The sequence below is a fragment of the Streptomyces sp. NPDC090442 genome, from assembly GCF_044769405.1.
GTDB lineage: Bacteria > Actinomycetota > Actinomycetes > Streptomycetales > Streptomycetaceae > Streptomyces.
The window spans coordinates 3,965-25,295 of the sequence record NZ_JBIVXW010000086.1; the positions used below are offsets into that span (position 1 = coordinate 3,965).

Annotated in this window: 18 protein-coding genes and 3 pseudogenes; 9 read left to right on the forward strand and 12 right to left on the reverse strand. The window is 67.5% G+C overall.

Annotation, left to right across the window (positions count from 1 at the left end):
* Positions 1–428 (forward strand): annotated as a pseudogene (locus ACIQU6_RS38205) (hypothetical protein); the annotation flags it as partial.
* 163 nt (positions 429–591) lie between these two features.
* Here the strand turns inward: ACIQU6_RS38205 and ACIQU6_RS38210 are convergent.
* The 3 genes from ACIQU6_RS38210 to ACIQU6_RS38220 form a co-directional block, all read right to left on the reverse strand.
* Complete coding sequence (locus ACIQU6_RS38210) at positions 592–1,218, reverse strand: TetR/AcrR family transcriptional regulator (RefSeq protein WP_403486341.1); 627 nt, start codon at positions 1,216–1,218, stop codon at positions 592–594.
* A gap of 110 nt (positions 1,219–1,328) precedes the next feature.
* Complete coding sequence (locus ACIQU6_RS38215; RefSeq protein ID WP_403486342.1) at positions 1,329–3,005, reverse strand: carboxylesterase/lipase family protein; 1,677 nt, start codon at positions 3,003–3,005, stop codon at positions 1,329–1,331.
* A gap of 57 nt (positions 3,006–3,062) precedes the next feature.
* A complete protein-coding gene (locus ACIQU6_RS38220) occupies positions 3,063–4,028 on the reverse strand; it encodes an amidohydrolase family protein (protein ID WP_403486343.1) in 966 nt (321 codons plus the stop codon).
* 279 nt (positions 4,029–4,307) lie between these two features.
* Between ACIQU6_RS38220 and ACIQU6_RS38225 the strand changes: the two genes are divergently transcribed.
* From ACIQU6_RS38225 to ACIQU6_RS38235, 3 genes and pseudogenes are all read left to right on the forward strand, one after another.
* Positions 4,308–4,508 carry a hypothetical protein gene (locus tag ACIQU6_RS38225; protein ID WP_403486344.1) on the forward strand — a complete coding sequence of 67 codons (201 nt, stop codon included), beginning with the start codon at positions 4,308–4,310 and terminating at the stop codon, positions 4,506–4,508.
* 415 nt (positions 4,509–4,923) lie between these two features.
* Positions 4,924–5,706 (forward strand): L-threonylcarbamoyladenylate synthase, encoded by a 783-nt coding sequence (locus ACIQU6_RS38230; protein WP_403486345.1) that lies wholly within the window; start codon positions 4,924–4,926, stop codon positions 5,704–5,706.
* A 544-nt stretch (positions 5,707–6,250) separates the two neighbouring features.
* Positions 6,251–6,514, forward strand: a pseudogene (locus ACIQU6_RS38235) (transposase family protein); the annotation flags it as partial.
* A gap of 126 nt (positions 6,515–6,640) precedes the next feature.
* Here the strand turns inward: ACIQU6_RS38235 and ACIQU6_RS38240 are convergent.
* The 3 genes from ACIQU6_RS38240 to ACIQU6_RS38250 form a co-directional block, all read right to left on the reverse strand.
* The gene (locus ACIQU6_RS38240) at positions 6,641–6,853 is read right to left on the reverse strand and encodes a hypothetical protein (RefSeq protein WP_403486370.1); all 213 of its coding nucleotides are present in this window, start codon (positions 6,851–6,853) and stop codon (positions 6,641–6,643) included.
* A 176-nt stretch (positions 6,854–7,029) separates the two neighbouring features.
* Positions 7,030–8,109 (reverse strand): nitric oxide synthase oxygenase, encoded by a 1,080-nt coding sequence (locus tag ACIQU6_RS38245; RefSeq protein WP_403486346.1) that lies wholly within the window; start codon positions 8,107–8,109, stop codon positions 7,030–7,032.
* A gap of 240 nt (positions 8,110–8,349) precedes the next feature.
* Positions 8,350–9,492, reverse strand: a complete 1,143-nt coding sequence (locus tag ACIQU6_RS38250; RefSeq protein ID WP_403486347.1) for a globin domain-containing protein — start codon at positions 9,490–9,492, stop codon at positions 8,350–8,352.
* A 786-nt stretch (positions 9,493–10,278) separates the two neighbouring features.
* Here ACIQU6_RS38250 and ACIQU6_RS38255 point away from each other — a divergent pair.
* Positions 10,279–11,841, forward strand: coding sequence for an alanine/glycine:cation symporter family protein (locus tag ACIQU6_RS38255; protein ID WP_403486348.1), 1,563 nt, complete (start codon positions 10,279–10,281; stop codon positions 11,839–11,841).
* Between the two features lie 689 nt (positions 11,842–12,530).
* Here ACIQU6_RS38255 and ACIQU6_RS38260 read toward each other — a convergent pair.
* The 4 genes from ACIQU6_RS38260 to ACIQU6_RS38275 all read right to left on the reverse strand — a co-directional run bounded on the left by ACIQU6_RS38260 (position 12,531) and on the right by ACIQU6_RS38275 (position 14,478).
* Positions 12,531–12,779, reverse strand: coding sequence for a hypothetical protein (locus tag ACIQU6_RS38260; protein ID WP_403486349.1), 249 nt, complete (start codon positions 12,777–12,779; stop codon positions 12,531–12,533).
* Entirely contained in the window at positions 12,779–13,018 is a 240-nt protein-coding gene (locus tag ACIQU6_RS38265; RefSeq protein WP_403486350.1) for a response regulator transcription factor, read from the reverse strand. Before ACIQU6_RS38265 ends, ACIQU6_RS38260 begins: the two co-directional genes overlap by 1 nt.
* The gene (locus tag ACIQU6_RS38270) at positions 13,015–13,527 is read right to left on the reverse strand and encodes a hypothetical protein (protein WP_403486351.1); all 513 of its coding nucleotides are present in this window, start codon (positions 13,525–13,527) and stop codon (positions 13,015–13,017) included. The genes ACIQU6_RS38265 and ACIQU6_RS38270 overlap by 4 nt, the downstream gene beginning before the upstream one ends.
* 318 nt (positions 13,528–13,845) lie before the next feature.
* On the reverse strand, positions 13,846–14,478 hold the full coding sequence (locus tag ACIQU6_RS38275; protein WP_403486352.1) for a TetR/AcrR family transcriptional regulator: 633 nt from the start codon (positions 14,476–14,478) through the stop codon (positions 13,846–13,848).
* 108 nt (positions 14,479–14,586) lie between these two features.
* Between ACIQU6_RS38275 and ACIQU6_RS38280 the strand changes: the two genes are divergently transcribed.
* Both ACIQU6_RS38280 and ACIQU6_RS38285 read left to right on the forward strand, forming a co-directional pair.
* Positions 14,587–15,237, forward strand: a complete 651-nt coding sequence (locus tag ACIQU6_RS38280; RefSeq protein ID WP_403486353.1) for a hypothetical protein — start codon at positions 14,587–14,589, stop codon at positions 15,235–15,237.
* Between the two features lie 52 nt (positions 15,238–15,289).
* Positions 15,290–15,586, forward strand: coding sequence for a hypothetical protein (locus ACIQU6_RS38285; protein ID WP_403486354.1), 297 nt, complete (start codon positions 15,290–15,292; stop codon positions 15,584–15,586).
* A gap of 311 nt (positions 15,587–15,897) precedes the next feature.
* On the opposite strand, the gene ACIQU6_RS38290 is transcribed toward ACIQU6_RS38285, so the two are convergent.
* The gene (locus ACIQU6_RS38290) at positions 15,898–16,626 is read right to left on the reverse strand and encodes a TetR/AcrR family transcriptional regulator (protein ID WP_403486355.1); all 729 of its coding nucleotides are present in this window, start codon (positions 16,624–16,626) and stop codon (positions 15,898–15,900) included.
* A 239-nt stretch (positions 16,627–16,865) separates the two neighbouring features.
* Here ACIQU6_RS38290 and ACIQU6_RS38295 point away from each other — a divergent pair, with 239 nt between their 5' ends.
* Entirely contained in the window at positions 16,866–17,453 is a 588-nt protein-coding gene (locus tag ACIQU6_RS38295) for a flavodoxin family protein (RefSeq protein WP_403486356.1), read from the forward strand.
* Between the two features lie 204 nt (positions 17,454–17,657).
* A pseudogene (locus tag ACIQU6_RS38300) lies at positions 17,658–18,646 on the forward strand (aldo/keto reductase).
* Between the two features lie 1,079 nt (positions 18,647–19,725).
* Here the strand turns inward: ACIQU6_RS38300 and ACIQU6_RS38305 are convergent.
* Positions 19,726–20,562, reverse strand: a complete 837-nt coding sequence (locus ACIQU6_RS38305; RefSeq protein ID WP_403486357.1) for an alpha/beta fold hydrolase — start codon at positions 20,560–20,562, stop codon at positions 19,726–19,728.
* Between the last annotated feature and the right edge of the window lie 769 nt (positions 20,563–21,331).

Sequence of the window (21,331 nt, forward strand, 5' to 3'; positions counted from 1 at the left end):
GCAACGACTGGGGCGACGGATGCGGCGGATGCCTCGGCGACGGCGACCCCTCCGGCTCGGACGGCATCGACCCACGGCACGTCGGCGGGGACGGCAACGACTGGGGCGACGGATGCGGCGGATGCCTCGGCGACGGCGACCCCTCCGGCTCGGACGGCATCGACCCACGGCACGTCGGCGGGGACGGCGACAACTGGGGCGACGGATGCGGCGGGTGTGGCGGATGCGGCGGATGCCGTGGTGACGGCGATGCCTCCGGCCCGGGCCGCATCAACCCGCCGGTAGTCGGCGGGGTTGGCGGTGATCGTGGCGACGGCGATCGGGACGATTCCGGCCTGTTCGACGGGTTCGGCTCCCGGCTGTTCGGTCTGGCAACGAACGGCGTAGATCCGTTTGGCTTCGGTCGGTCCATGGTGAAGTGGTTCTGACCCTGGAGGCCGGGCAGATCACTGCAGCCCGTTGCCGCGGCGTGAAGGCGGAAATGCGAAGCGGATCCGCTCAACTGGCAGGGTGCCGGCGGTAAGCGGTCATGTGGCGGGCCCGTTCACGTGAGGACCGCGATCGACGTGCATCCGGTCGAGCCGGGCCGGATCAGCCGTGGCGCAGGGCGGCGGTGATGTAGGACCGCAGGAGAGCGTGCTTCTGTTCGTAGCCGGGCTCGTCGGCGATGTTGCGCACGCGGGTGTCGAACGCGCTCTGGGTGAGGGCTCCCACCGAGTACAGGTACGCCCAGTGGTGGAACCCGGCGGGCTTGTCCGGCAGCGCGATGCTGAGCGCTTCGACGAACTCGCGGGCCAGCGGGTCGAATTGGTCCCGGATGACCGGTCGCTCCTGGCTGGACGGGTCGGAGGCCTCGCGCAGTACGAGACGGGCGAACCAGATGTCGTCTGGGTCGTCGTGCAGCGCGAGCACCGGATCGGTGAAGGCGCTGACGATCTGTTCGACGGCGTCGTCCGCGCGCAGGTCGGGGATCGCCTTCAGACGCGCCAACCGCTCGTCGTTGACGTACCGACGCTCCTCGAAGATCGCCGAGTACAGTCCGAGCTTCGAGGTGAAGTGGTAGACGACGAGGGACAGCTTGACGCCCGCCGCTTCGGCGATCTGACGCATCGTCGCGCCGTGATAGCCCTCCTGCGCGAAGAGGCGTTCGGCCGCCCGGATGATCGCCTGCCGTCGGCCGCCGCTCGTCTCGCTCCGACCGGCCGTCGAGTCGCCCACCTGGCCATCCCTCATTTCTGCGCGCTTCGGCTTGAGTATGGCACCGGCGACGCCGTCCGAGCCAGGCACGGCTGCCTTGCGATACAAGGAGCGGATGCTCCGTCCGTCCGTTAGGTGGCCGACCTGTTCGCCAGCGCCGCCCGTACGTTGTCGACGAGCGTGTTCTCCACCGACCGCACGGTGCCGAAGCCGAGTTGCTGGAAGATGTCCCACTCCCGCTGCAGCAGGCCGGGCCTCGGCTCGACGGATCGGCCGAACCAGAGGACGTTCCCGTCCTCCGCGTCGAATCGCGGCCACCGGGCTCCCGGGGCGCCGCTGCGGATGAAGGACGCATAGAGCTCGCCCATCCGCCGGCTGACCTGTCGTACCTCCTCCCGGTCCGCCCCATTGAAGGCCGGCCACCAGGCGAGGTCGCGTTCGGAGTGATTGCGGAACAGGAACGGGATGTCCCCGGTGTGCACGGCACGGAGCCGACCGTCGAGGCCGGGCAGGTCGTAGGAGAACTGGAACAGGTGCACGGGGATCCGCTGCGCGCTGAGGTTCCGCGCGATCGCCAGCGACGACAGCTTGAAGAACTCGAAGGACATGATGTCCGACAGCAGCAGGCCGGGCGCATGGTTCGGGTCGAGTGCGTGGAATCGCCGGTAGACCTCCTCGGCACCGTCCACACCGAAGACCTGCTCCAGGACGCCCAGCACGTCCCGCCGGGATCCGCGGCTGACCGTCTGTGAGTGCCCGCGGAAGAACTGCCACTCGTCCTTCGCGAAACCGATGGCCACTTCCAGGCCGGGCTTGGCGACCGTGTTCTCCGACAGATGCAGTGCCGGGGCCCGCGGCACCCAGTCCCCCTCGACGACGGCGCCCAAGGGACGCCAGGCAACATGCTGATCCGGATCGAAGTAGCGGGTCAGCACGTTCTGCACAGCCAACAGCCGGTTCGGGTCGATGTCCTGGAGCCGCGCCGGGTCGTCGATGTGCAGGAGGTCGAGGTACATCTGCGCGACGGTGACGGCCTCCGGCCGCTGCTGCGTGCACCAGAGGTTGAAGGGGGACAACGACTGCAGCACCGCGCGCCGGAAGTAGGGGTACGCGTTCGGGTTGGTCAGCAGGTGCGAGACCGCGGTGGCTCCGGCGGACTCCCCGCCGATCGTGATGTTCCCCGGGTCGCCGCCGAACGCCTCGATGTTCTCGTGCACCCACTTCAGCGCGGCGAACTGGTCCTGCACACCGAGGTTCACCGCCTCCGGCAGACCACCGCCCAGGAGACCGAAGTGGACCCAACCGAGGGCGCCCATCCGGTAGTTCGGCCGGACCACGATCATGTTGGCCTCGCGGGCCAGGTTCGCGCCCCGCTCCAGCTCGAACGAACCGGAGCTGACCGCGTTCGCGCCGCCGTGGTAGTAGACGTAGACAGGCAGGGCTGTGCGCGGGGCCGACTCCGGCACCCAGATGTCGAGGTACAGGCAGTCCTCCGCCGAGTGGTTGTGGCGGTAGGTCGCGTTCGTGTAGGTGGGCCACGCCATGATGCCCGGCACGCCGGGGTCGATGTCCCGGACGATGCGCTCGACATCTCGGTGGTTGTCGGCGTTGAACTGGTACGAGGCGGGGCCCGGGCGGCTGGCCTCCCGGATGCCCGACCACCGTTCCGGCGGCAGCGGTGAGCGGAACCGCAGTGGCCCGACCGGCGGTTGGGCGAAGGGCACGCCGCGGTAGACGACGACGCCCTCCTCCGGGGTTCCGCGGAGCAGTCCGGTCGCCACCCGCACGACGCCCTGCGCGTCCATCATGTGCCTGGTTCCTTCCTTCTTCGGGTGCGGATCGCGCGTCCCTTGACGCGCGCGCCGTCAGGCCGCCGCGACCTGCCGACCGAGCCGGGCAGCAGCCTTCGGGAAGAGACGCAGGGCGTTGTGGCCGATGGCTTCGAGTTGTTCGCGGGGCAGTCCGGTGAAGTCCGCCAGGACCTGCCGGTTGGCTTCCAGCGTCGTCTCGGTGCTGCACGGCACGCCACTGTCCGAGCCGTAGACGAGGTGGTCGGGGGTGGTCATGGCCAGGGCCGGTGCGAGGGTGTGGGCGGTTCCGGTGGCGGCGGTGTCCAGATACAGCCGGGCGAGGTGGTCCCGGATCTCGCCCTGGTCGAGTTCGCCGGGGTTCGGTACCCAGGCTTCCGTGCCCAGCAGATGCAGGCGGCCCGCCAGGGCGGGAAGCGCGCCGCCGCAGTGCGCGACGATCACCCGCATGTTCGGGAACCTGCGGAAGACGCCTGCGTACAGCATGTCGACGATGGTGCGGGCGGTCTCGAAGGCGACCTCCAACAGCGGGCTGGGGCGGCCCATGGACGCCGGAGCGTAGGCGTCCGGGTGGACGAACACGGTCGCGCCGCGGCGGTCGAGTTCGGCCCACACCGGTTCCAGGCTCGCGTCGCCGAGGGCGACTCCGTTGTACACGCAGGTCACCGCGAACCCGTCCGCCTGCAGGTCGCCGCCGGCGCGCTCGATTTCGGTGAGCGCGGCGGCCGGGTCGTCGGTGGGCAGAGCAGCGAGCAGGCCGAACCTCAAGGGATGCTGCAACACGAGAAAGGCGCCGTAGTCGTTGGACGCGCGAAGGGCGTCCAGGGTCTTGGGGATGTTGCTCAGCAACTGCATCGCGACGCCGGCGCGGTCCATGTAGTCCAGCGTCGCCTCGACCGTCCAGTGGTAGGGAGCCGGTGCAAGGAACTGCTCCGCTCGCATGGCATGCCATCGCGCTTCCCGTTCTTCGGGAGTGGTGGGTGGGGTGAAATGCGCGTGCACGTCGATCAAGTCGGACATCATGCCGCAAAACCTTTCTCTCGGGTCTGCCGCCTCCTTGTTCCACCCGGCACCCTAAACCTCTGACTGTACGTACGTACAGTCAGGGACTCGCGCAAGTCTGCCGAACACCGAGCCCGTTGACCCAGCACCCCAACTACGCCACGGTGAACACGTCCTGACGGTGGAGATGGACGAAGACCCGGAACCGGCGAGCACGGGCTTGCGGCCGTCAGGAACTCAAGAACGGCCACACGGGCGCGCGACGACCGTCAGCGAGGAGCGCGACCCAGCTTTCGCGACATGCCAGAGCTCGCCGACCCGGCCGCCACCGTCGAACACGTCGGCTGCTCCACCTACGACGCACCCACCGGAAGCGCCTGCCACACCCGCGGCGGCAAGCTCACCCCGAAGCGCCACACCCCGCGGTTCATGCCCGTCCCCCAGCTCCGCGCCGAACTGGGTCCTTGGAGGAGATACGTAACGCGACAGCATCCCCCGTGACCCGGTCACCCGGCCCGCTTCGCCGATGCACTCGCACGACCACCAACTCGCCGTCAGCTACCACGTTTTCGATCACAACATCTTCGACCTGACGGGACCACAGGTCCTGGAGGAGCACATCACCCACGGCCATTCATGATTGCGGTGCTGGTGACCCTCCGTGGCCCCAGCACCAGAGTTCAACCGGTGCTGAGATAAGGCCTTTCGTCCCTTCCCCACCTCGGCAGCTTGTTGGTTTTCTGCTCATACCAGCCAGATCGACCAAGCGGAGAAAGCAGAGCTCTGCGCCATGCCGTGTTGCGGCCAACAGCAGCCCTACCCCGGGCCACCGATCACAGCACTCCCTCCCCGGGCACTCCGCGTGATCCACGGCTGCGTGCTTTAGCACCGGAACTACGAGAGTGGAGCCACCTCCATGTCGAACACCACGCCGCGTTGCTCCTGGCAGGGTGAAGTAATCCCCGATTCCCTCGAAGCCATCTCCGCCCCCGGCGGCTTGGTCGTCTGCGCGACCAAGGTCGGCTACATCCTTATGGCCACAGATGGCGGCGGTCTGGAGCGCAAGTTCGATGCCAAACAGCGGAACAAGAACAAGCCGGGTGTCGTGTTGTGTGCGGACATCGAGCATCTCAAGGAGCTGGCCCAGCTGAACGAGGAGGTCCTGTCCTTCTACGAGCAGCTCTGGGAGCAGGACGTCCTGATTGGCTGCATCCTTCCCTGGCGCAAGGAGGCTTTGACGCTGCTCCCCGATGCCACGACGCGTGAGCTGGCCATGGACGCCCGCGGCACCAGCTGTTTTGTGGTGCGTTTCGGTCGCCCGGCCGAACAACTCGTGGAACGGCTGTGGGCCGAGCGTCGGCTCGTCTTCGCTAGTTCCGCCAACCCGTCTGGCCATGGCAACAAGGGACGCGTCGAGGGCATCGGTTCACGCATCGAGACACAAGCGGACTTCATCGTCTCAGCAGACGACTACGTGGCGTCCATCCAGCCGGGCAAGGATGAGAACACCCGCCACGAGCAGGGCGTCATGGTGTCCATGGTCGACTCCGACGGAGCGCTCGTACCCGTGCAGGACGGCGAACGCTCCGTCTCCCCGGTACCCGCGCTGATCCGACACGGACTCGACAGCCCGGCGATCATGGAGAGCCTGTCAGCGATCTACTCTTCCTGGGACTACCGCCAGGGCGAGTACTACTGAGGCGCCCAGCCGTGCTGCGGGCCGGGCCGCCGCATCCCCCGCATCGGGGCTGCGCGCCGAGATCTCCGGGCAGTTGAGCTGGGAACGGGACGGCGAGCCAGGCAGGCGGGAGCAGCAGTCCGAGAAATCGGAGCTGGGCAAGAGGACTCGCGACTCCGGCGGGCCGCTCACAACGGCGGTGGCCACAGCCAGGTATGTCGGCGTCGGCTGAATACTGGTTCTGGGTCACTTTCAGTTTGCGCCGTGAGGCGCTGTTGGTTCGAGTCGAGGCGGAAGACCTGCACCAACTCGCTTTCGCAGCAGCGAGGTTGTAGCTGAAGGCAGCCTGATCCGGGTGATGCCGGGGACGGCGAGAGCGGCCCTGACAACGCCGGACGTGTCGAGTACTGCCAGATGGGGCGGGTCCGGCAAGCGCGATGGAGAGGAGTACGCGAGGAACCGACGTTTACGTCTCTCACTGAGCCTCTTTCATCCTGCCCCTGGGAAGGTGCAAGACCTGGTCAGGCGGGGTGTGGGTGACGAGACAGGGCCCCTGGTTGTTGCTGTGGTGACTTCACTCATCACGCAGCATCCGAGGGGCCCTGTTGGTTCCGTATTCTTCCATGCTCGACATCCCGCACGAGCTTGTTGAGCACGTCTCGTGGTTGCTCCACGCCGCCGGCGGGAGCTGAACTCGCCCTGGCGGAGGCTGGGTTGTTTCAAGCAAGCCCTGCTGATGCTGGCGTATCTGCGGAATAACGAGACATTCACGCAGGTCGGAGCAGGGTTCGGAGTCTCAGAAACGACGGACCGGCGGTACGTCGATGAGCCCCGTCTGGCGGTACCAGAACGTCCCGGCGTTGTCAGGACTGCTTTCCACCGTTCCCGGCATCTCCCGGGTCCGGCTGCCCTCAGCTTCACGACCCTGCTGCGGCAGGGCCGTGGCGGCGGCCTTTCACCACCGCTCGGTCAGAAGCGCCTTGTAGCGCACGAACACGTCGTCGAATCGAGCGGCGTAGCCTTCCAGCGGACCTGGCGCCGACGGAGACGGAACACGAGCGGTCATGACACCCACCCCCTGCACAGGGGGCATACCGCCAGCACTCATCGCCGTCAATAAACTACCGGTAACGCATTGGCGTTGCCACGGTGTGGTGTAGGCGATCAAGTTGCACGCGCTCCGGTATGAGGCTCATGGCGATCTTCGTTCAGGCCGTAACCCACGAAGCCTCCTGGTGAGGCGAGTTGGGCCGTCGATCGGCGGAGCCACCGCCCTTGGCCTGCGGGTTCCGGTGCTCTGATCCCCTACACCACCTGGCGGGACGCCATCCGTGGTCCCTTGGTTCATGGCGCAGCGCTGCTCTCGATCTGTGACGGGCTTGTCTGGGGGTGTGGGTTGGTTGTGGTGCGGTGTATGAAGGCTGGTCTGAGGTTGGGGTCTTCGGGGTGGTAGTAGCGGTGGAATACTTCGGTTGCTCCTCCGGACAGTGGTGGGACGATCCAGCTCCAGTTTGCCGGCACGGTGCGTCCGTGCCGGCCTTCGCGGTCGATGTGGGCGAGGAACCGTCGTGATTCCGTGTGGTGGTCGGCGATGGTCACTCCGGCTTGTTCGTAGGAGTGCAGGACCGCCAGGTTGAGTTCGACCAGGGCACGGTCCTTCCACAGGGTGCGCTCGTTGTGGGTGTTGAGGTCGAAGAGGTTGGCAATGGTGGGCAGGAGGTTGTAGCGCTCGGTGTCGGCGAGGTTGCGTGAGCCGATCTCGGTTCCCATGTACCAGCCGTTGAAGGGTGCGGCCGGGTAGGTAATTCCACCGATTTCCAGGGACATGTCGCTGACGGCGGGTACTGCGTACCAGCGCAGGCCGAGTGTGGCGAACCCGGGATGGTGTGGGTGGGTCAGTGGTACCTCCAGCACGCTGTCCTTGGGCACCTCGTAGAACTTTGGGGGCGTACCGCGGCCAGGCTGTATCAGCAACGGCAGTACTTCGAAGGGGGTTTCGCCGCCTTTCCAGCCCAAGTCTTTGGCCAGCACTGCCTTGTGGGCGCTGCTGGGGTCATCTGCGTAGCGCACCAACTGCTCGCTCAGTAGCCAGGCGGCGGGTTGGCCGGGGCGGTCGGGGGCGAAGATGCTGATGACCGGTCGGATGCGGCCTTGGTTGGTGGCGATGCGTAGGTGCTCGAAGCACTCGCTGGCGATGTCGTCAGGGTGTGTGACGTGTCGCAGGTCGCGCACGGTCAGGTTGTTCCAGTAGAGCCGTCCTATGCAGCGTGCGGCGTTACGCCAGGCCACTCGTGCGCCGAATGTCAGTTCTTTCGGGGTGTGTTCGTAGGTACCGAAGTGTTCCACCTCCGCTCTGATCTCCGCGAGCCGTTGGTGTGGATCGCCGTCGCCCGGATTCTCGGCGGCGTACTGGCAGATGAACACCCAAGCGGCCGCCAGGAGCCTCTCGTGAGCCGGTGGGTGGGGCCGAACCGGTAGGAGGGAGGGGTTGGGCGGTTGCATCGGAGTGTCTCCTGGTCGGTGTGCCCGGCACGTCATGGCGGTGGTCTGGCGACCGCTTGGCCGAGAGTGCACGGGGCGTGGCAGAGTCCGGCAGGCGGGGGCGGGGGCGGGTAGCCGGCCCCGCCTGGGCCGGGTCGGGGGCGGGGCCGGGTTTGGTTTCTTTCAGTCTTGGGGCGGTTCGCGCAACTGACGGGGTAGCAAGGCGGCTTCGAGTGTGGGCACGTCGAAGGGGTCGAATTGGATGTGCTCCTGCGGGATGCCCTGCCGAGTCAAGGCGGCACTGGCCTGTTTGACCATGCTGGCAGGCCCGGAGAGAAAGGCTTGATGCCAGTGCCACGGGCCGAATTCGTTGAGTACGTGCGGCAGAGTGCCCTCCAGCCCTGCGATTCGCTCGTGCGACACCGCGGCCCGCACCGTGAGCCAGTGGTGTCGCTGGGACATCCTGAGCATGTCCTCCAGGCCGTAGAGTTCCTCGGCGGTCCGGGCGCCGAGGAAGACTTCGACGGGCCGCTCCCTCCCCGTGCGGGCCGCCTCCTCCACCAGTGCCTTGATGGGGGCCACGCCGGTGCCACCCGCCACGCACACCAAATCTCGGTCGCTGCACAGGTCGAGAGTCATGTCACCGTCAGGGGGGCCAAGCTGCACCATGTCCCCGTGCTTGGCGCGGTACACCAAGTCCTGGCTGACCCGGCCTTGGGGGAGCGCACGCACGTGGAAGGTGACGGTGTTGTCCGGTCGCGGTGCGTGCGCGGGTGAGTAGTAGCGCCACGTTTTGGGCTGCCAGGGCGTCTCCATGCTCGCGTACTGGCCCGCCGTGTAAGGGTAGGGAGCGTCGGGCCGCACGGTGATTTCTGCGATACCGTGGCCGCGGTACCGGTGAGCGATGATCTCCGCCTCCCACACCGCGGGCGCCGTGCGGGCGTCCTCCTCCGCTGCGTGCATCATCACTTGTGCGACGATGCCGTATCCGTGCCTCCATGCGGCAGCCACTTTCGGGCTCCACGCAGGGCCGGCGTAGCGGGCCAACGACGCCAGCAGACACTCGCCCACCGCCGGGTAGTGACCATCCACGGCCCCGAACTTGCGGTGGTCACGACCAAGCCGGCCACAGAACCGGACCAGGTTCTCCCTGTCGTCGACGAGGTCGACGATCCGCAACAACCCGCGCAACAACCGGTCACGCTGGACATCCAGATTTTCCGGGAACAGCCCACGCGTCTGGGGATAGCGCGCGAACAAAATGGCATAGAAAAACACCGTCATGTCCGCTGCGTACGGACCGACCACCGCCACGCTGCTACGCATCAGCTCGACTTCCTGATCGGTCAGCGCTACGAAATCCAGTGGCGGATCCGACGTCGGAGGCGAAGGAGCGGGGGGAAGAACGGCTTCTTGCGTTGACTGCGTCGCCCCATCCGCTATGCCACGGCGTCTGTTACCGCCGCGCGACGGTCGGCTGAATATCACCGATCGCCACCCGCTTCACATCGAATCGTCATGACGTCCTGTCACTCGCTGATGGACGACCATAATGCACAAGTCTTCCTCGAAGTTGCGCACAGCACTCCTCCCTGCAAAGGAAGCAACCCAGCCCCTCATCTTCTTGTGAAAGAAGAGCCTCTCCCGCGGGCATATACGCGAAGGAACAAACGTGGCAACACCGCTGCCCGCGCCCCAGGATTATGGCGTTTTCTCGCCATAACGCGATGCCAAGCCATCCAGCACGCGGAAGCCCATCGCTCATTTCCCTACCACGTGGGACCGATTGGCTTCCCGAAAACACGCCCCGCAACGCCAATCTGCTCCCAGAACCGCCCCTAACCGAAAGCAGGTCAGGACCCTCCTATTCTGAATATTTACCATAGCCGTGGCTCTCATCGCCAGGACCGGAATCCTGGCGTAGTACATCGTCCCTGGTTTCGCCTCTTGAGTTCATCGGCCGTAGGTTGTTTTGAAGGCCTGGTCGTAGGTCCTGAGTAGAGGGGACGAAAGTCCCTACTGGCCTACTGGGGCGGAGCTGAGACTTGTCCCAATTCTTTAGCCCGCCCACGGTGGACCCTGGGTCTGCTCTCGCAGGAAGCATCTTCCTCTATGCAGTATGAAACCGCGCCCCGTGTATTGGCCTCCGACGGAGGCTTGTCGGGCATCGAGGACGCCGTGAACGGCGTCGTCCAGCCGGTCACGGATCTGGTCCACACCCTCATCTTCTACGAGGTGAATCTCGCAGGTGTGGGTATCCCTCTCATCGTGGCGTGGCTGCTGGTGGGAGGGATCGTCTTCACTGCCTACCTCGGCGCGATCCAGTTTCGAGGCTTCAGAGCCGCTTATGAGATCGTCAAGCGGCGTGGCAAGGGCGAGGATGCTGACGCGCCCGGTGAGGTGACACAGTTCCAGGCGCTGATGGCCGCGTGTGCGGGCACGGTCGGGCTTGGCAATATCGCCGGTGTAGCAGTGGCGGTGACCGTGGGTGGCCCTGGTGCCACTTTCTGGATGGTCGTGTGCGGCTTGCTCGGCATGGCGCTCAAGTTCGCCGAATGCACCCTGGGTGTGAAGTACCGCGTCATACATGAGGACGGCAGTGTCTCTGGCGGACCGATGCACTACCTGCGTCGCGGTCTGGCCGAGCGCGGGTACGCGCGCTTGGGTCGGGTGATGGCTGCCGTGTTCGCGCCGATCATCATCGTGTTCGGACTGTCCGGCGGCAACATGTTCCAGGTCAACCAGACCCTTGCACAGCTGCGCTCCGTGACCGGTGGCGAGGACGGCGTGCTCGGCAGCCCTGGCGCAGGGCTGGGCATCGGTGTGGGCATCGCCGTCGTCATCGGTCTGATTCTGCTCGGTGGCGCGAAGCGGTTGGGTGCGGTGGTCGGCAAGCTGGTCCCGGTGATGGCGATCGTGTACGTGGCCGGCTGCCTGGTAGTACTCGCCACGAACGTCGGGGCGATGCCGGGCGCCGTCAAGCTCATCACCACGGAGGCCTTCAGCATGGAAGCGGGCGCCGGCGGCTTGATCGGCATCATGGTGGTGGGAGTCACCCGCGCCGCCTTCTCCAACGAGGCAGGCCTGGGCTCCGCACCGATCGTTCAGGCCGCCGCCAAAACCCGCCACCCCGCCTCCGGCGGCCTGGTGTCGATGCTCGGCCCGTTCATCGACACCGTCATCGTGTGCACCATGACCGCCCTGGCCATCATCGTCGCCAACCCCCCGATGTACGCCGAAGCACGCGAGGCCGGCAAGGCCGAAGGCGTGGCGCTGACCTCGGCGGCATTCGAAACGGTCATGCCCTGGTTCCCCTACCTGCTGACCGTCGCCGTGATCCTGTTCGCCCTCTCCACCACCGTCACCTGGTCCTACTACGGACAAAAATGCTGGGAAGGCATCTTCGGCCGCAGCAGGCGCAGCGACCTCACCTTCAAGACCATCACCATCGGTTGCGTGGTCCTTGGCTCGGTACTGACCCTGGGCGCAGTCCTGGACCTGGCAGACGGCCTGCTCTTCATCCTCGCCCTCATTAACATCCTTGCCCTCTACCTGATGGCTCCGGTCATCAAGAAGGAACTCAAGGACTACCTGCAACACCGCAAGCAGGCCAACACCCCCAACACCGCGCCCATCGCCGAACAACTCGGGGGTAGCGAATTGGACCGAGCTTGACCGCAGCTCCTTGGCGCAGGGATGTCAACCCGATGCTCCCTGGCCAGCGCGCACGTAAAGACAGACAGCTTGCTGCCCTTCTTGCCGCGATCGACCGGGTTCGGCCCGGTCAGCGAGCCCCCCTTTTCGCCCGGCCGGAGGCCGCGTCGACGATCCCCGAGGCCCAATCCAACTCACCCTGGGCCCCAAGTTCGCCGAAGACCGCGCGGCGCAGCTGACGCCACAGGCCGGCCTCGATCCACACGGCGAACCGACGGTGCACGGTGGCGCGGGCGAGACACCGAACGTCTCCGGTAGGTGCCGCCAGGCACAACCACTGGTCAAGGCATACACGACCGCCGTGAACACAGTCAGATGAGGAGTCCATGTCGCATATGTACGAGGAACCGGCGCCGCGGCCTGACGGACAGCGGAAGAAGGCGGAGCATCCCACAGCGAAGCCGTCGTCATGGGATGCCGGAATCCGCCAGTGGTTGCTCGACGTCCACGGCCGGGTCGGGGCTGCGATACCGGGCCAGGAAGTACCGCCCTGGGTGGAGCGGGAGCGGGCCGACGAGGAGCGCGGCAGGGCGGCAGTGAGGGCCGCGGTGGCAGGCGCGGCCCGTGCGGTGGACGAGGTGCTGAATCAACGCGGTGCGGGCAGAGGCCGAGAAGCGGGGGCTGGATTGGCAGGCCCTGCGCCGGTCGGCTCAGGAGCTTAGGCAGGTGAGGCGCTGCCGGGCCTGGTCGGTGCGCGCGCTCGTGCTGGTGGAGGCGGTGTGCCGCAGCCGGTCCAGCACGTGCCGGGTGACCTTGGGGGAGAGTACCGAGTCTCCGGCGGCCGCAGCCCGTACGCCCTGGATGAGTTCACCGGGTTCGCAGTCCTTGAGCAGGAAGCCCGAAGCCCCGGCGAGCAGTGCGCGGTTGACGTTGTCCTGCTCGTTGAACGTGGTCAGCATCAGCACGGCGACCGGGGGGCGAGCTCGGCCAGCTCGGCTGCGGCGGCGATACCGTCGGTGCCGGGCATGCGCACGTCGACCAGTGCCACGTCCGGCCGGTGTGCCTGGGCCTGCTGTACCGCCTCGGCGCCGTCGCCGGCCTCGGCGACCACCTCGATGTCCTGGGCGTGCCGCAGGACGAGCTGCACCCCGGCGCGGACCAGTGCCTCGTCGTCGGCCAGCAGTACACGGATGGTCATGGGGACTCCAGGGGGACGGTGAACTGCTTGATCTCCGTCAGGCGGTCGTCGGTGAAGCAGTAGCGGAGCAGGTGGAGCCCGCCCTCCATGTCGGTCGTCGCCTGGGGTGGGTAGATGCAGTCGGTGCCGGCGCGGCGCGGGGGTTCGCGGCCGGCGGCGGCCGCGCGGGCCAGGTCGTTGTCGTTGGCGATGTGCTCGACTTTCTCGCGGTCCATGCCGAGTTTCGGTTCGGCGGGCGGTGACACGGTTGCAGCCGTGAGCTCCCGGGAGGCCGCGGCCTCCCGCGCGGCCGTGGCGTACCGGTTGGCCACGCTCAGCCCGGCGAGTAGAAGTGTGCCCACGCAGATCAGGCCCAGCAGCCCGGCCGTGAGCCGGGGCAGCAGCCCGGCCGGGGCCCGTACCGGTACGGGCCCCGGCCGGGCTGCTGGAGCCCGGTCCGTGGTGAGCGGGATACGGGCGGTGACCCAGAATGCGGCCCACCGCCACCTTGGCCAGGCGAGGGAACACATTGCTCAGTAGCTCGTCACACACATGAAGAACTTCACGAGGCGACCATAGTCACCGGCGAGCGCGGTCTCGCTGGTTGCCTGCACGGAATGCGCGCCAGAACCGGTGAATGGAAGCCACTGCGACGGTTCGGTCGAGAGCCAATTGCGCCCTTGCGAATCCCCGGAGGCTAGCGAGTCTTGCGTGGCCGAGGCTCAGGTCTCGCGTCGGTCGACCGCGCGATGGGGCGGGGTCTTGGGGATCCGTTGAGTTGCGGTGACATCGGCGGGGACGGCGAGTGGTTTTCCGCCCCGCACAAGGCGATCGCCGAGGTCGCCGGCCTACCCGTCCTGCATCAGCGCCGCAAAGCCCGTGCAGAGCAGGCGGATGCTTCGCATGAACTTCTCGTCCTGGCTTGGCCGGGGAATCAACTCGCCCATGACCAGGGGGAACCGTTCGCGTAGGTCGGCGTAGAGACCGGCGGTGACGGTCGGCGGGGTGGTCGGCTGGTTCTGCTCCTGGAGGACGAAGCCGGTGACGTGGCTGAGCAGGGTGTCGGCGGCGATGCCGCAGTCGTCGGCCGGAAGGCCGCCGTCGAGAAGAGTGCGCAGCAGGCGTTCCATCAGGGAGAAGGCGCCCGGGCTGAGCATGCCGGGGCTCTCGGCGAGGAGTTGGGCGCCGCCGGGGTGCTGCTTGATGCTCCGGCGCAGTGCGGTGGCCTGGGTCTCGATGCGCTCCCGCCAGGTGGCGGCAGGGAGGGCGGCCAGGGCTTCGGTACCGGCGTCGTACGCGCCGCGGCAGACCCGGTCGGCCATCAAGGCGAGCAACTCGTCCTTGCCGCGCACGTGGTAGTAGAGGCTGCCCGCGTGGGCGTCCAGGTGGTCGGCGACCTGACGCATGGACAGGTTCTGGTAGCCGACCTCCGCGAAGACGGCCATGCCGGCGTCGACGATGCGCTCCTTGGTGAGCTTCATGGCCCCACCGTACAACGCTTTCCAACACCGTTCGAAAACTGTGCTAGCTTGCGACCTGTCGACTTTTCGAACGCTGTTGGAAAAACGCCGAAACCGGGGGAGGCTGGCATGGGGGCGATCCTTTTCAACGTGACCACGGCCGTGCTGATGGTCATGATGGTCAACTGCGGGCTCGGCGTGGTCGGCCGCGACACCCTGCGGGGGCGGTCGCTGCCGTGGGCGGCGACCGCCCTGACCGCGCTCGCCGTCGGCGGGATCCTGCTCCAGTTGCTCTGGTCCGGCGCCATGGACGCGCTGGACGCCGACCCCGCCAAGTCCGGCTGGTGGCGCGAACTCACCTCGGTGTTCATGCAGAACGGCGGCTTCCTCGGCGACATCTGGAACCTCGTCACCCTCGCCGCGATCGCCGCGCTCGCCCAGTGGTATTGGGGCGGCCCGCTCACCCTCGGCTTCTTCCTCGCCGGCATCCTGCTGCCCGGTCGTATCGACGACCTGCTCGGCTTCGGCGGCGGCCCCAGCTCCGACCCCCGCAACTTCGCAGGCAGCTCCGGCGCCACCTACTTCCTCGGCGCCACCCTGGCCCTGGCCTTCCTTACGCGCACCCGCCTGCCCAAGGAACTCGCCCTGGCGGTCGGCGTCCCGGCGCTGGGCCTGACGATGTGGCTCACCCAGGACAACGGCCACGGGCTGGTTTCCGTCTACGGGTTCACCCTCGGTGGAGCGGTCTGGGCGGTCCGCCGCTTTGTGGCGCGGCGATAACGCGGGCCCGGTCCACCCCTCGGAGCCGTGCCCCGCGCCTTCGCGCTGCACAGTGCCCGAACTCCCCCAGGCCAAGGCGCGACCACGCGGCCGATCGGCCTCATCTCCGAGCCCACGACAAGCGTCGTCGAAGTCGACAACGACGATCGCCCTGACGTCACCGGGTGGCTCTCGCCCTCAGGTCGTCGACGACACGGCCGCCTACGCCCGCAGCCTGCGAGCGGGCAGGGTCGCCGTTTCCGAGATCGCCCGCAAGCTCGTCGCCACCTCGGGCAAGAACCAGGGCAATCGCTCCTCGGTCGCCACCGTGTACCGCATCCTCGCCGAGGACATCGACGGTACCCAGTGAGCCCGATCGCCCATCAGGGCCTCAAGGTCGACTCGTTGCCCCCTTGACGCGGATCTGGGCCACACCCGGCGTAGCGCCGCTACACCCGCTGTATCTCCGTGGCGAACTCCGCGTCGTGGTCGGGGACTGCCGGCGGAAGTCTGCTTCGAGCCGGCCGACCCAGCAGGCTCCGCAGGCTCTGGCGTAGTCAGTGACGCCGGCCGCATGACGGACGTTCAGTCGCGAAGCTGGACAGTCTGACCACCGGTCGCGCCTGGGCCGCACCGGCGGCCAGAAGCCCCAAGCCCGACTCCGGTTCGCACGCGGCCGGTTCAGCCCGCCAGACGCTGCAGCCATTCACGCAACAGAGCCGTCTCCGTGGCCCTCAGGGGCACCTCGGCGTCCGCGGCCGGGGAGCTGGTGGTGAGCGCGGTTTCCAGTGCGGCGTCGAGGGCGAGTGCGCGCGAGGCCAGGTCCGACCCGGACGAGCTGGGCTGGTCCGTGGTGACGGAGGCGAGGACGGTGTCCCGCAGCCGTGCCGAAGTGGCCAGGTCCCGCTGTGAGGGCGCTTCGCCGATCAGTGCCAGCGTGGCACCCGTCGTTGCCGCGTGGATGACGCGGGTCGCCTGTTCCACCGGAACCCGAAGACGCCCGGCCTCGGCGGCGCGGCGCAGCAGTCTCACCAGCAGGGCGTGCGCCTCGTCCGCGGCGGGGGGCCGCCGCCCGGGCTGCACAGTGCCGTACATGAGCATGTAGAACGCGGGGTGCTGCACTCCGAAGTCGACGTGCAGGTCCCAGCCGCGGTAGAGGTCGGCCACCGGGTCGTCGGGAGTCAGCGCCAAAGCCTCGCGCTTCTCGGCCAGGTACATCTCGAACCCGTAGGCGGCCAGTTCGGCCAGGAGTCCGTCCTTGTCGCCGAACATCCGGTACAGCGCGGGGGCCGTGACGCCTGCGGCCGCGGCGACAGCGCGCGTGGAGACCGCCTCACTGCCGCCCTCCTCCAAGAGCTTGGCGGCCACTTGCAACACCTGGTGGCGTGCGGCGCGTCGTTCCTCGTTCATGGAACAACGATATCGCAGTTTGCGTATCACCGCCTTAACGGTGATACTCGATTAGGCGGAACGGTGATCCGGGCTGGTTTTGGTCGGCGCCGGTCCGCGACACCCAGGCGTGCGCCGCACCCTGCCCCCGGCCGCCCGGACCCCACTCGTAGAACAGTGCGCCCCCTCACAGCGGACAGCTCTTCGTCCGCCGGCACCACCACCGAACAGGCCGCCATCGCGGCAGGAGAGGAACACCCGTGTCCGAAATCTCGATCGTCATCGCGTCGCACTCCGGCTACGGCCACACTGCGCAAATGGCCATAGCCGTCGAGGACGGCGCCCGCTCCGTCGCCGGCACGCAGGTCCGCCGCGTGGACGTCGCCTCCCTCGACGACGCCGACTGGGAGCTGATGGACGCCGCAGACGCCATCATCTTCGGCACCCCCACCTACATGGGCACCGCGTCCGCGGCGTTCCACGCCTTCGCCGAGGCCACTAGCAAGCGGTGGAGCACCCGCGCCTGGAGCGACAAGCTCGCGGCGGGATTCACCAACTCCGGCTCCATGAGCGGCGACAAGCTGCACACCCTGCAGTACCTCTCACTCCTGGCGGCCCAGCACGGAATGCTCTGGGTGAGCCTGAACCTCCTGCCGGGCTGGAACACCACCACATCCAGCCCCCAGGACGACAACCGCCTCGGCTTCTACCTCGGCGTCGGCGCACAGAGCTTCAACGACACCCCCGACGTCCACGACGCAGACCTGAACACCGCCCGCCACCTCGGCCGGCGCGTCGCCGAGCACACCCGCATCCACCGCGCCGGACTGACCGCCGCAGCCCACTGACACAACGGCCCGTCATCCGCCCCGGCAGCTCCACCCTGCACAAGCGAACTGCAACTGCGCGTCGAGAGGCCACGGGTGGGGCCCGCCCAGGTCGGCAGGGTCACGCCAGCAAGCGCGCCCAGCAGAAGCGTTCGACTCGACGAGAGGACGCGCGAGGCGGCGTCGACCGCAAAGCACTATTCATCCCACTCGGAGGAGTGCCCCATGCAGAACCGGACACTGGGAAGCCAGGGCCTCGAAGTCTCGGCCATCGGCTACGGCGCCATGGGCCTGACGATGGCCTACGGGCCCACCGACGAGGAGGCCGGTATCGCCGCCCTCCGTCGCGCCCACGACCTGGGCGTCTCCTTCTTCGACACCGCCGAGATGTACGGCTGGGGCACCGGGTCCAACGAGATCCTGGTCGGCAAGGCGGTCAAGGACTTCCGCGACGACGTGGTACTGGCCACCAAGTTCGGCGTCGACATGTCGGTGCCTCCCGAGCAGATCGGCGGCCCCCTCAACAGCCGGCCCGACAACATCCGCAAGGTCGCCGACAGCAGCCTGCGCTACCTCGGCGTGGATCACCTCGACGTCTTCTACCAGCACCGCGTCGACCCCGAGGTGCCCATCGAGGAGGTCGCGGGCACCGTCAAGGAACTGATCGACGCGGGCAAGGTGAAGTACTTCGGCCTCAGCGAGGCCGGCCCCGAGACGATCCGCAGGGCGCACGCCGTGCAGCCAGTCTCTGTCCTGCAGACCGAATACTCCTTGCTCGAACGGGACGTCGAGCAGCTCTTCCCCATCCTGGACGAACTCGGCATCGGCTTCGTCGCCTACTCCCCCTCGGCCGCGGGTTCATCACCGGCGCCGCCAAGCCCGCCGGCCAGTACGAAGGCAGCGACATACGCAACGTCGACCCGCGCTGGCAGCCGGGCAACTTCGAGAAGAACGTCGAGGCCGTCGACCAGCTCGCCGACCTCGCGGAAACCAAGGGCGCCACCGTCTCCCAGCTCGCCCTTGCCTGGCTCCTGACCCGAGGCGGGCACATCGTGCCCATCCCCGGCACTCGAAGCCCGAAGCGCATCGAGGAAAACGTAGGTGCCGCCGACCTCACCCTCACCGACGCCGACCTCAAGGCCATCGACGAGATCCTGCCTCACGGCGGCGTCGGCGCCCGCTACGCCGGGGGAAACGTGCCGACCTGGAACTGAGTTCCCCCCGGAGCAGACACCACCCTCCCACTGAGGTACATCCCGGATCTACCAGCCGTGGCCACGTTTGTCTGTGACGAGTTCAGCGCGCAGTTCGAGGCCGGGGCAGCGGCGACATCGCTCGGGTGGTGGCCGAGCCGGAGTCGCTGGAAGGGTTCTGGTCAGGGGTAGCGTTATCCGCAGTCGCCGCCACACTGGCAGGGGCCACCGCTTTGACAGCCGCAGCTACAACCGGGACCACACTGACAACCGCTGGCTTCGGTTCCCTCATTGGTCGGCACGATGCCTCCCTTTCACGTGACTGGGGTCGGTGGACGACTCACTGTGGCACCAGTGCCGGCTACTCCACTACCCATCTCGGGGCGAAGGCTGAAGTTCGCCTCGTTGACAGGGAGTTGCCCTGATGCATCGCCATCGACTAGAGGTGTTCCCTGCGGCCTGGCACGGCGGCAACCGCCGCTCCCGCCTCCCCGCGGGCTGGTCGGTCCGTCACCTGTCCGCCCTGAAGCGGGATGACTTCCAGCGCATGGAGGTCCTGCGGGATACGAGGGCGCGGTGTTCAGTGCCGGCCACAGACGTGGACCACGTCGTCCCGGGCGACGACCACGACTCGGCGAGCCTTCAGGCGCTGTGCGGTTGGCATCATGCGCGGAAGATGTCCACGGAAGGGCGCGGCGTCCAGGGGCGGTGTCCATCGCGGCGGAGGGCGGAAAGGCCACGCCCTGGGGAATTGTGACGTTGCGTCAGTCGCAGGTGTCGTCACTGGGAGCTTTTCTTCTCCCCGCCTCCCGGCACTGCATTCCGGGAGGCGGGGAGAACGCACCGGAGAAAATGCGTATGCGGCAAGCCTCGCCGTACGTGGCGCGCTCGGCAACTTCGAGTGGTGCTTTCGTGGACCGCTCGGAGGAACGCGCAGTGGCCAGGCGGAGTCGAGTGTCGAGGCAGAGGCCGGTGGGGCGGCATTGGGGGGGCTTGCGTTGAACCACGCACGGGGACTGCACAACCCATGAGCAGCCATCAAACTCCGGTGCTGCTACGGAGGGCGGCGGAACCCGCTCGGCCTGCCGCACGATCAAATATCAGGCACGCCCGCAGAGTGCAGCGATCTCGGTTGCGAGGGCGGCGGGCTGTGACAGGAACGGCGAGTGGGAGCTGTCGATTTCAACGACCGTGGTCGAGGCGTTGGACACGGCGTCGATCTCGCGTACGAAGCGGCGCTGCAGGGCTACCGGGATCGTGTTGTCCTTCGTGCAGACCACATACGTGTGGGGCACGGTGCCATACCGGCCGGCCGTCACGGTGAACGCCTCGGTGGGAATGCCCAGCGGGCTGTCGGCGCTGAGCAGGCTGATCGCCGCTGCCGCCGTCGCCTCGTCCACGTCGCCATAGAAGGTCTCTCGGATCGCGGCGTGGCCGTCGCGGTCGTCGGGGTCGATGCGCACCGCCCCAACGCCGGCCGGGTCGGCCCTCAGGAGGCGGAGCACCAGCTCGCCCTGATTCTCAGGGACCCAGCTGTAGGCCCCGGAGGGCAGTCCTGCGACGGGGGCGAGCGCGGCCACGTACACGAGATGGGCAAAGAGGTCCGGGGCCAGCTCGGCGGCGGCGGTGGCGACGGTGCCGCCCTGGCTGTGCGCCACCACGACGCAGGGCTCGCCGCCGCCGATCGTCCTGATCTGTTCGACGAGCTTCGCTGCTGCCGAGGACGCCGTAACGGCGGCGACTGCGGATGGTTCCATGGCGAAGGCGGCGGGATCGAACGGGCGGTTCCACCGCGCGCTGGGTTGCCTGCCATTCAGTCCGTGCCCTTCAAGGTCGACGGCCACGGACGTAACGTCCCGTGCGGCGAGCTGTTCGGTCACGCGGCTCCAGCACCAGCTTCCGTGCCAGAAGCCATGGACGAGAACAACCTTGCGCATCACTGCCTCCTCTTGCCCTCGGTCACACGGGCGGCGATCCGTTGGCAACGTTAGGAAAACGGGCGCGCCCGCGCACGGACACTTCCGATAGCTCGCACGGGGGATGTGCCGCTGTCTTCGCTTCGTGTCCAGGCCGGCCGTTGCACAAACTGTCGTGTCGGCAACGCCACCGTGGGTTCAAATCCCTCCGCTACCGCTCACAAACACCCGTATGACGCGGAAATAGCAGCAGGTCAGGGGGGTGCTTTGCTCGCTGCATGTGCAGCGGGATTCGCCGCACGGAACTCCCGATGACGCCGCACCTATTGCCAACTCCCATACGGGCAAAGGCTTCTGAAGCAACCCTCCGTGGAATCGCCGTCCCACAAACCCGGCGAAGGCGAGAGCGACGTTCCCGGACGCCCCAGTGAGATCGACGTATTCCTACGACAGCACCGTAAGGCCGGGGCATCAGGCGCGGCGGACGAACCCGGTGGCCGGAGGCAGGGCACGTGAGTCTCCGAGCAGCGCGGCGATGCCGGCCTCTTCGGCGCCCCCCGAGACCGACCAGGGCGGAGGCCGCTGCGCCCCGGCACGGCAACTCGATCAGATCGGCGCATCGGCCAGCACGGCCAAGGCCCAGGGCTCCAACGAAGGCGGCTGCTACGAATCTTGATCGACCTCAGCGCCTAACAGGGCAGGGCTACGCCCGGTTCTGCCAGCCGAGGCGGTCCCGCCCGTCCTCCACGTACCAGATGGTGTCTCCCGGCGGCTGATCGCACTGCGACCA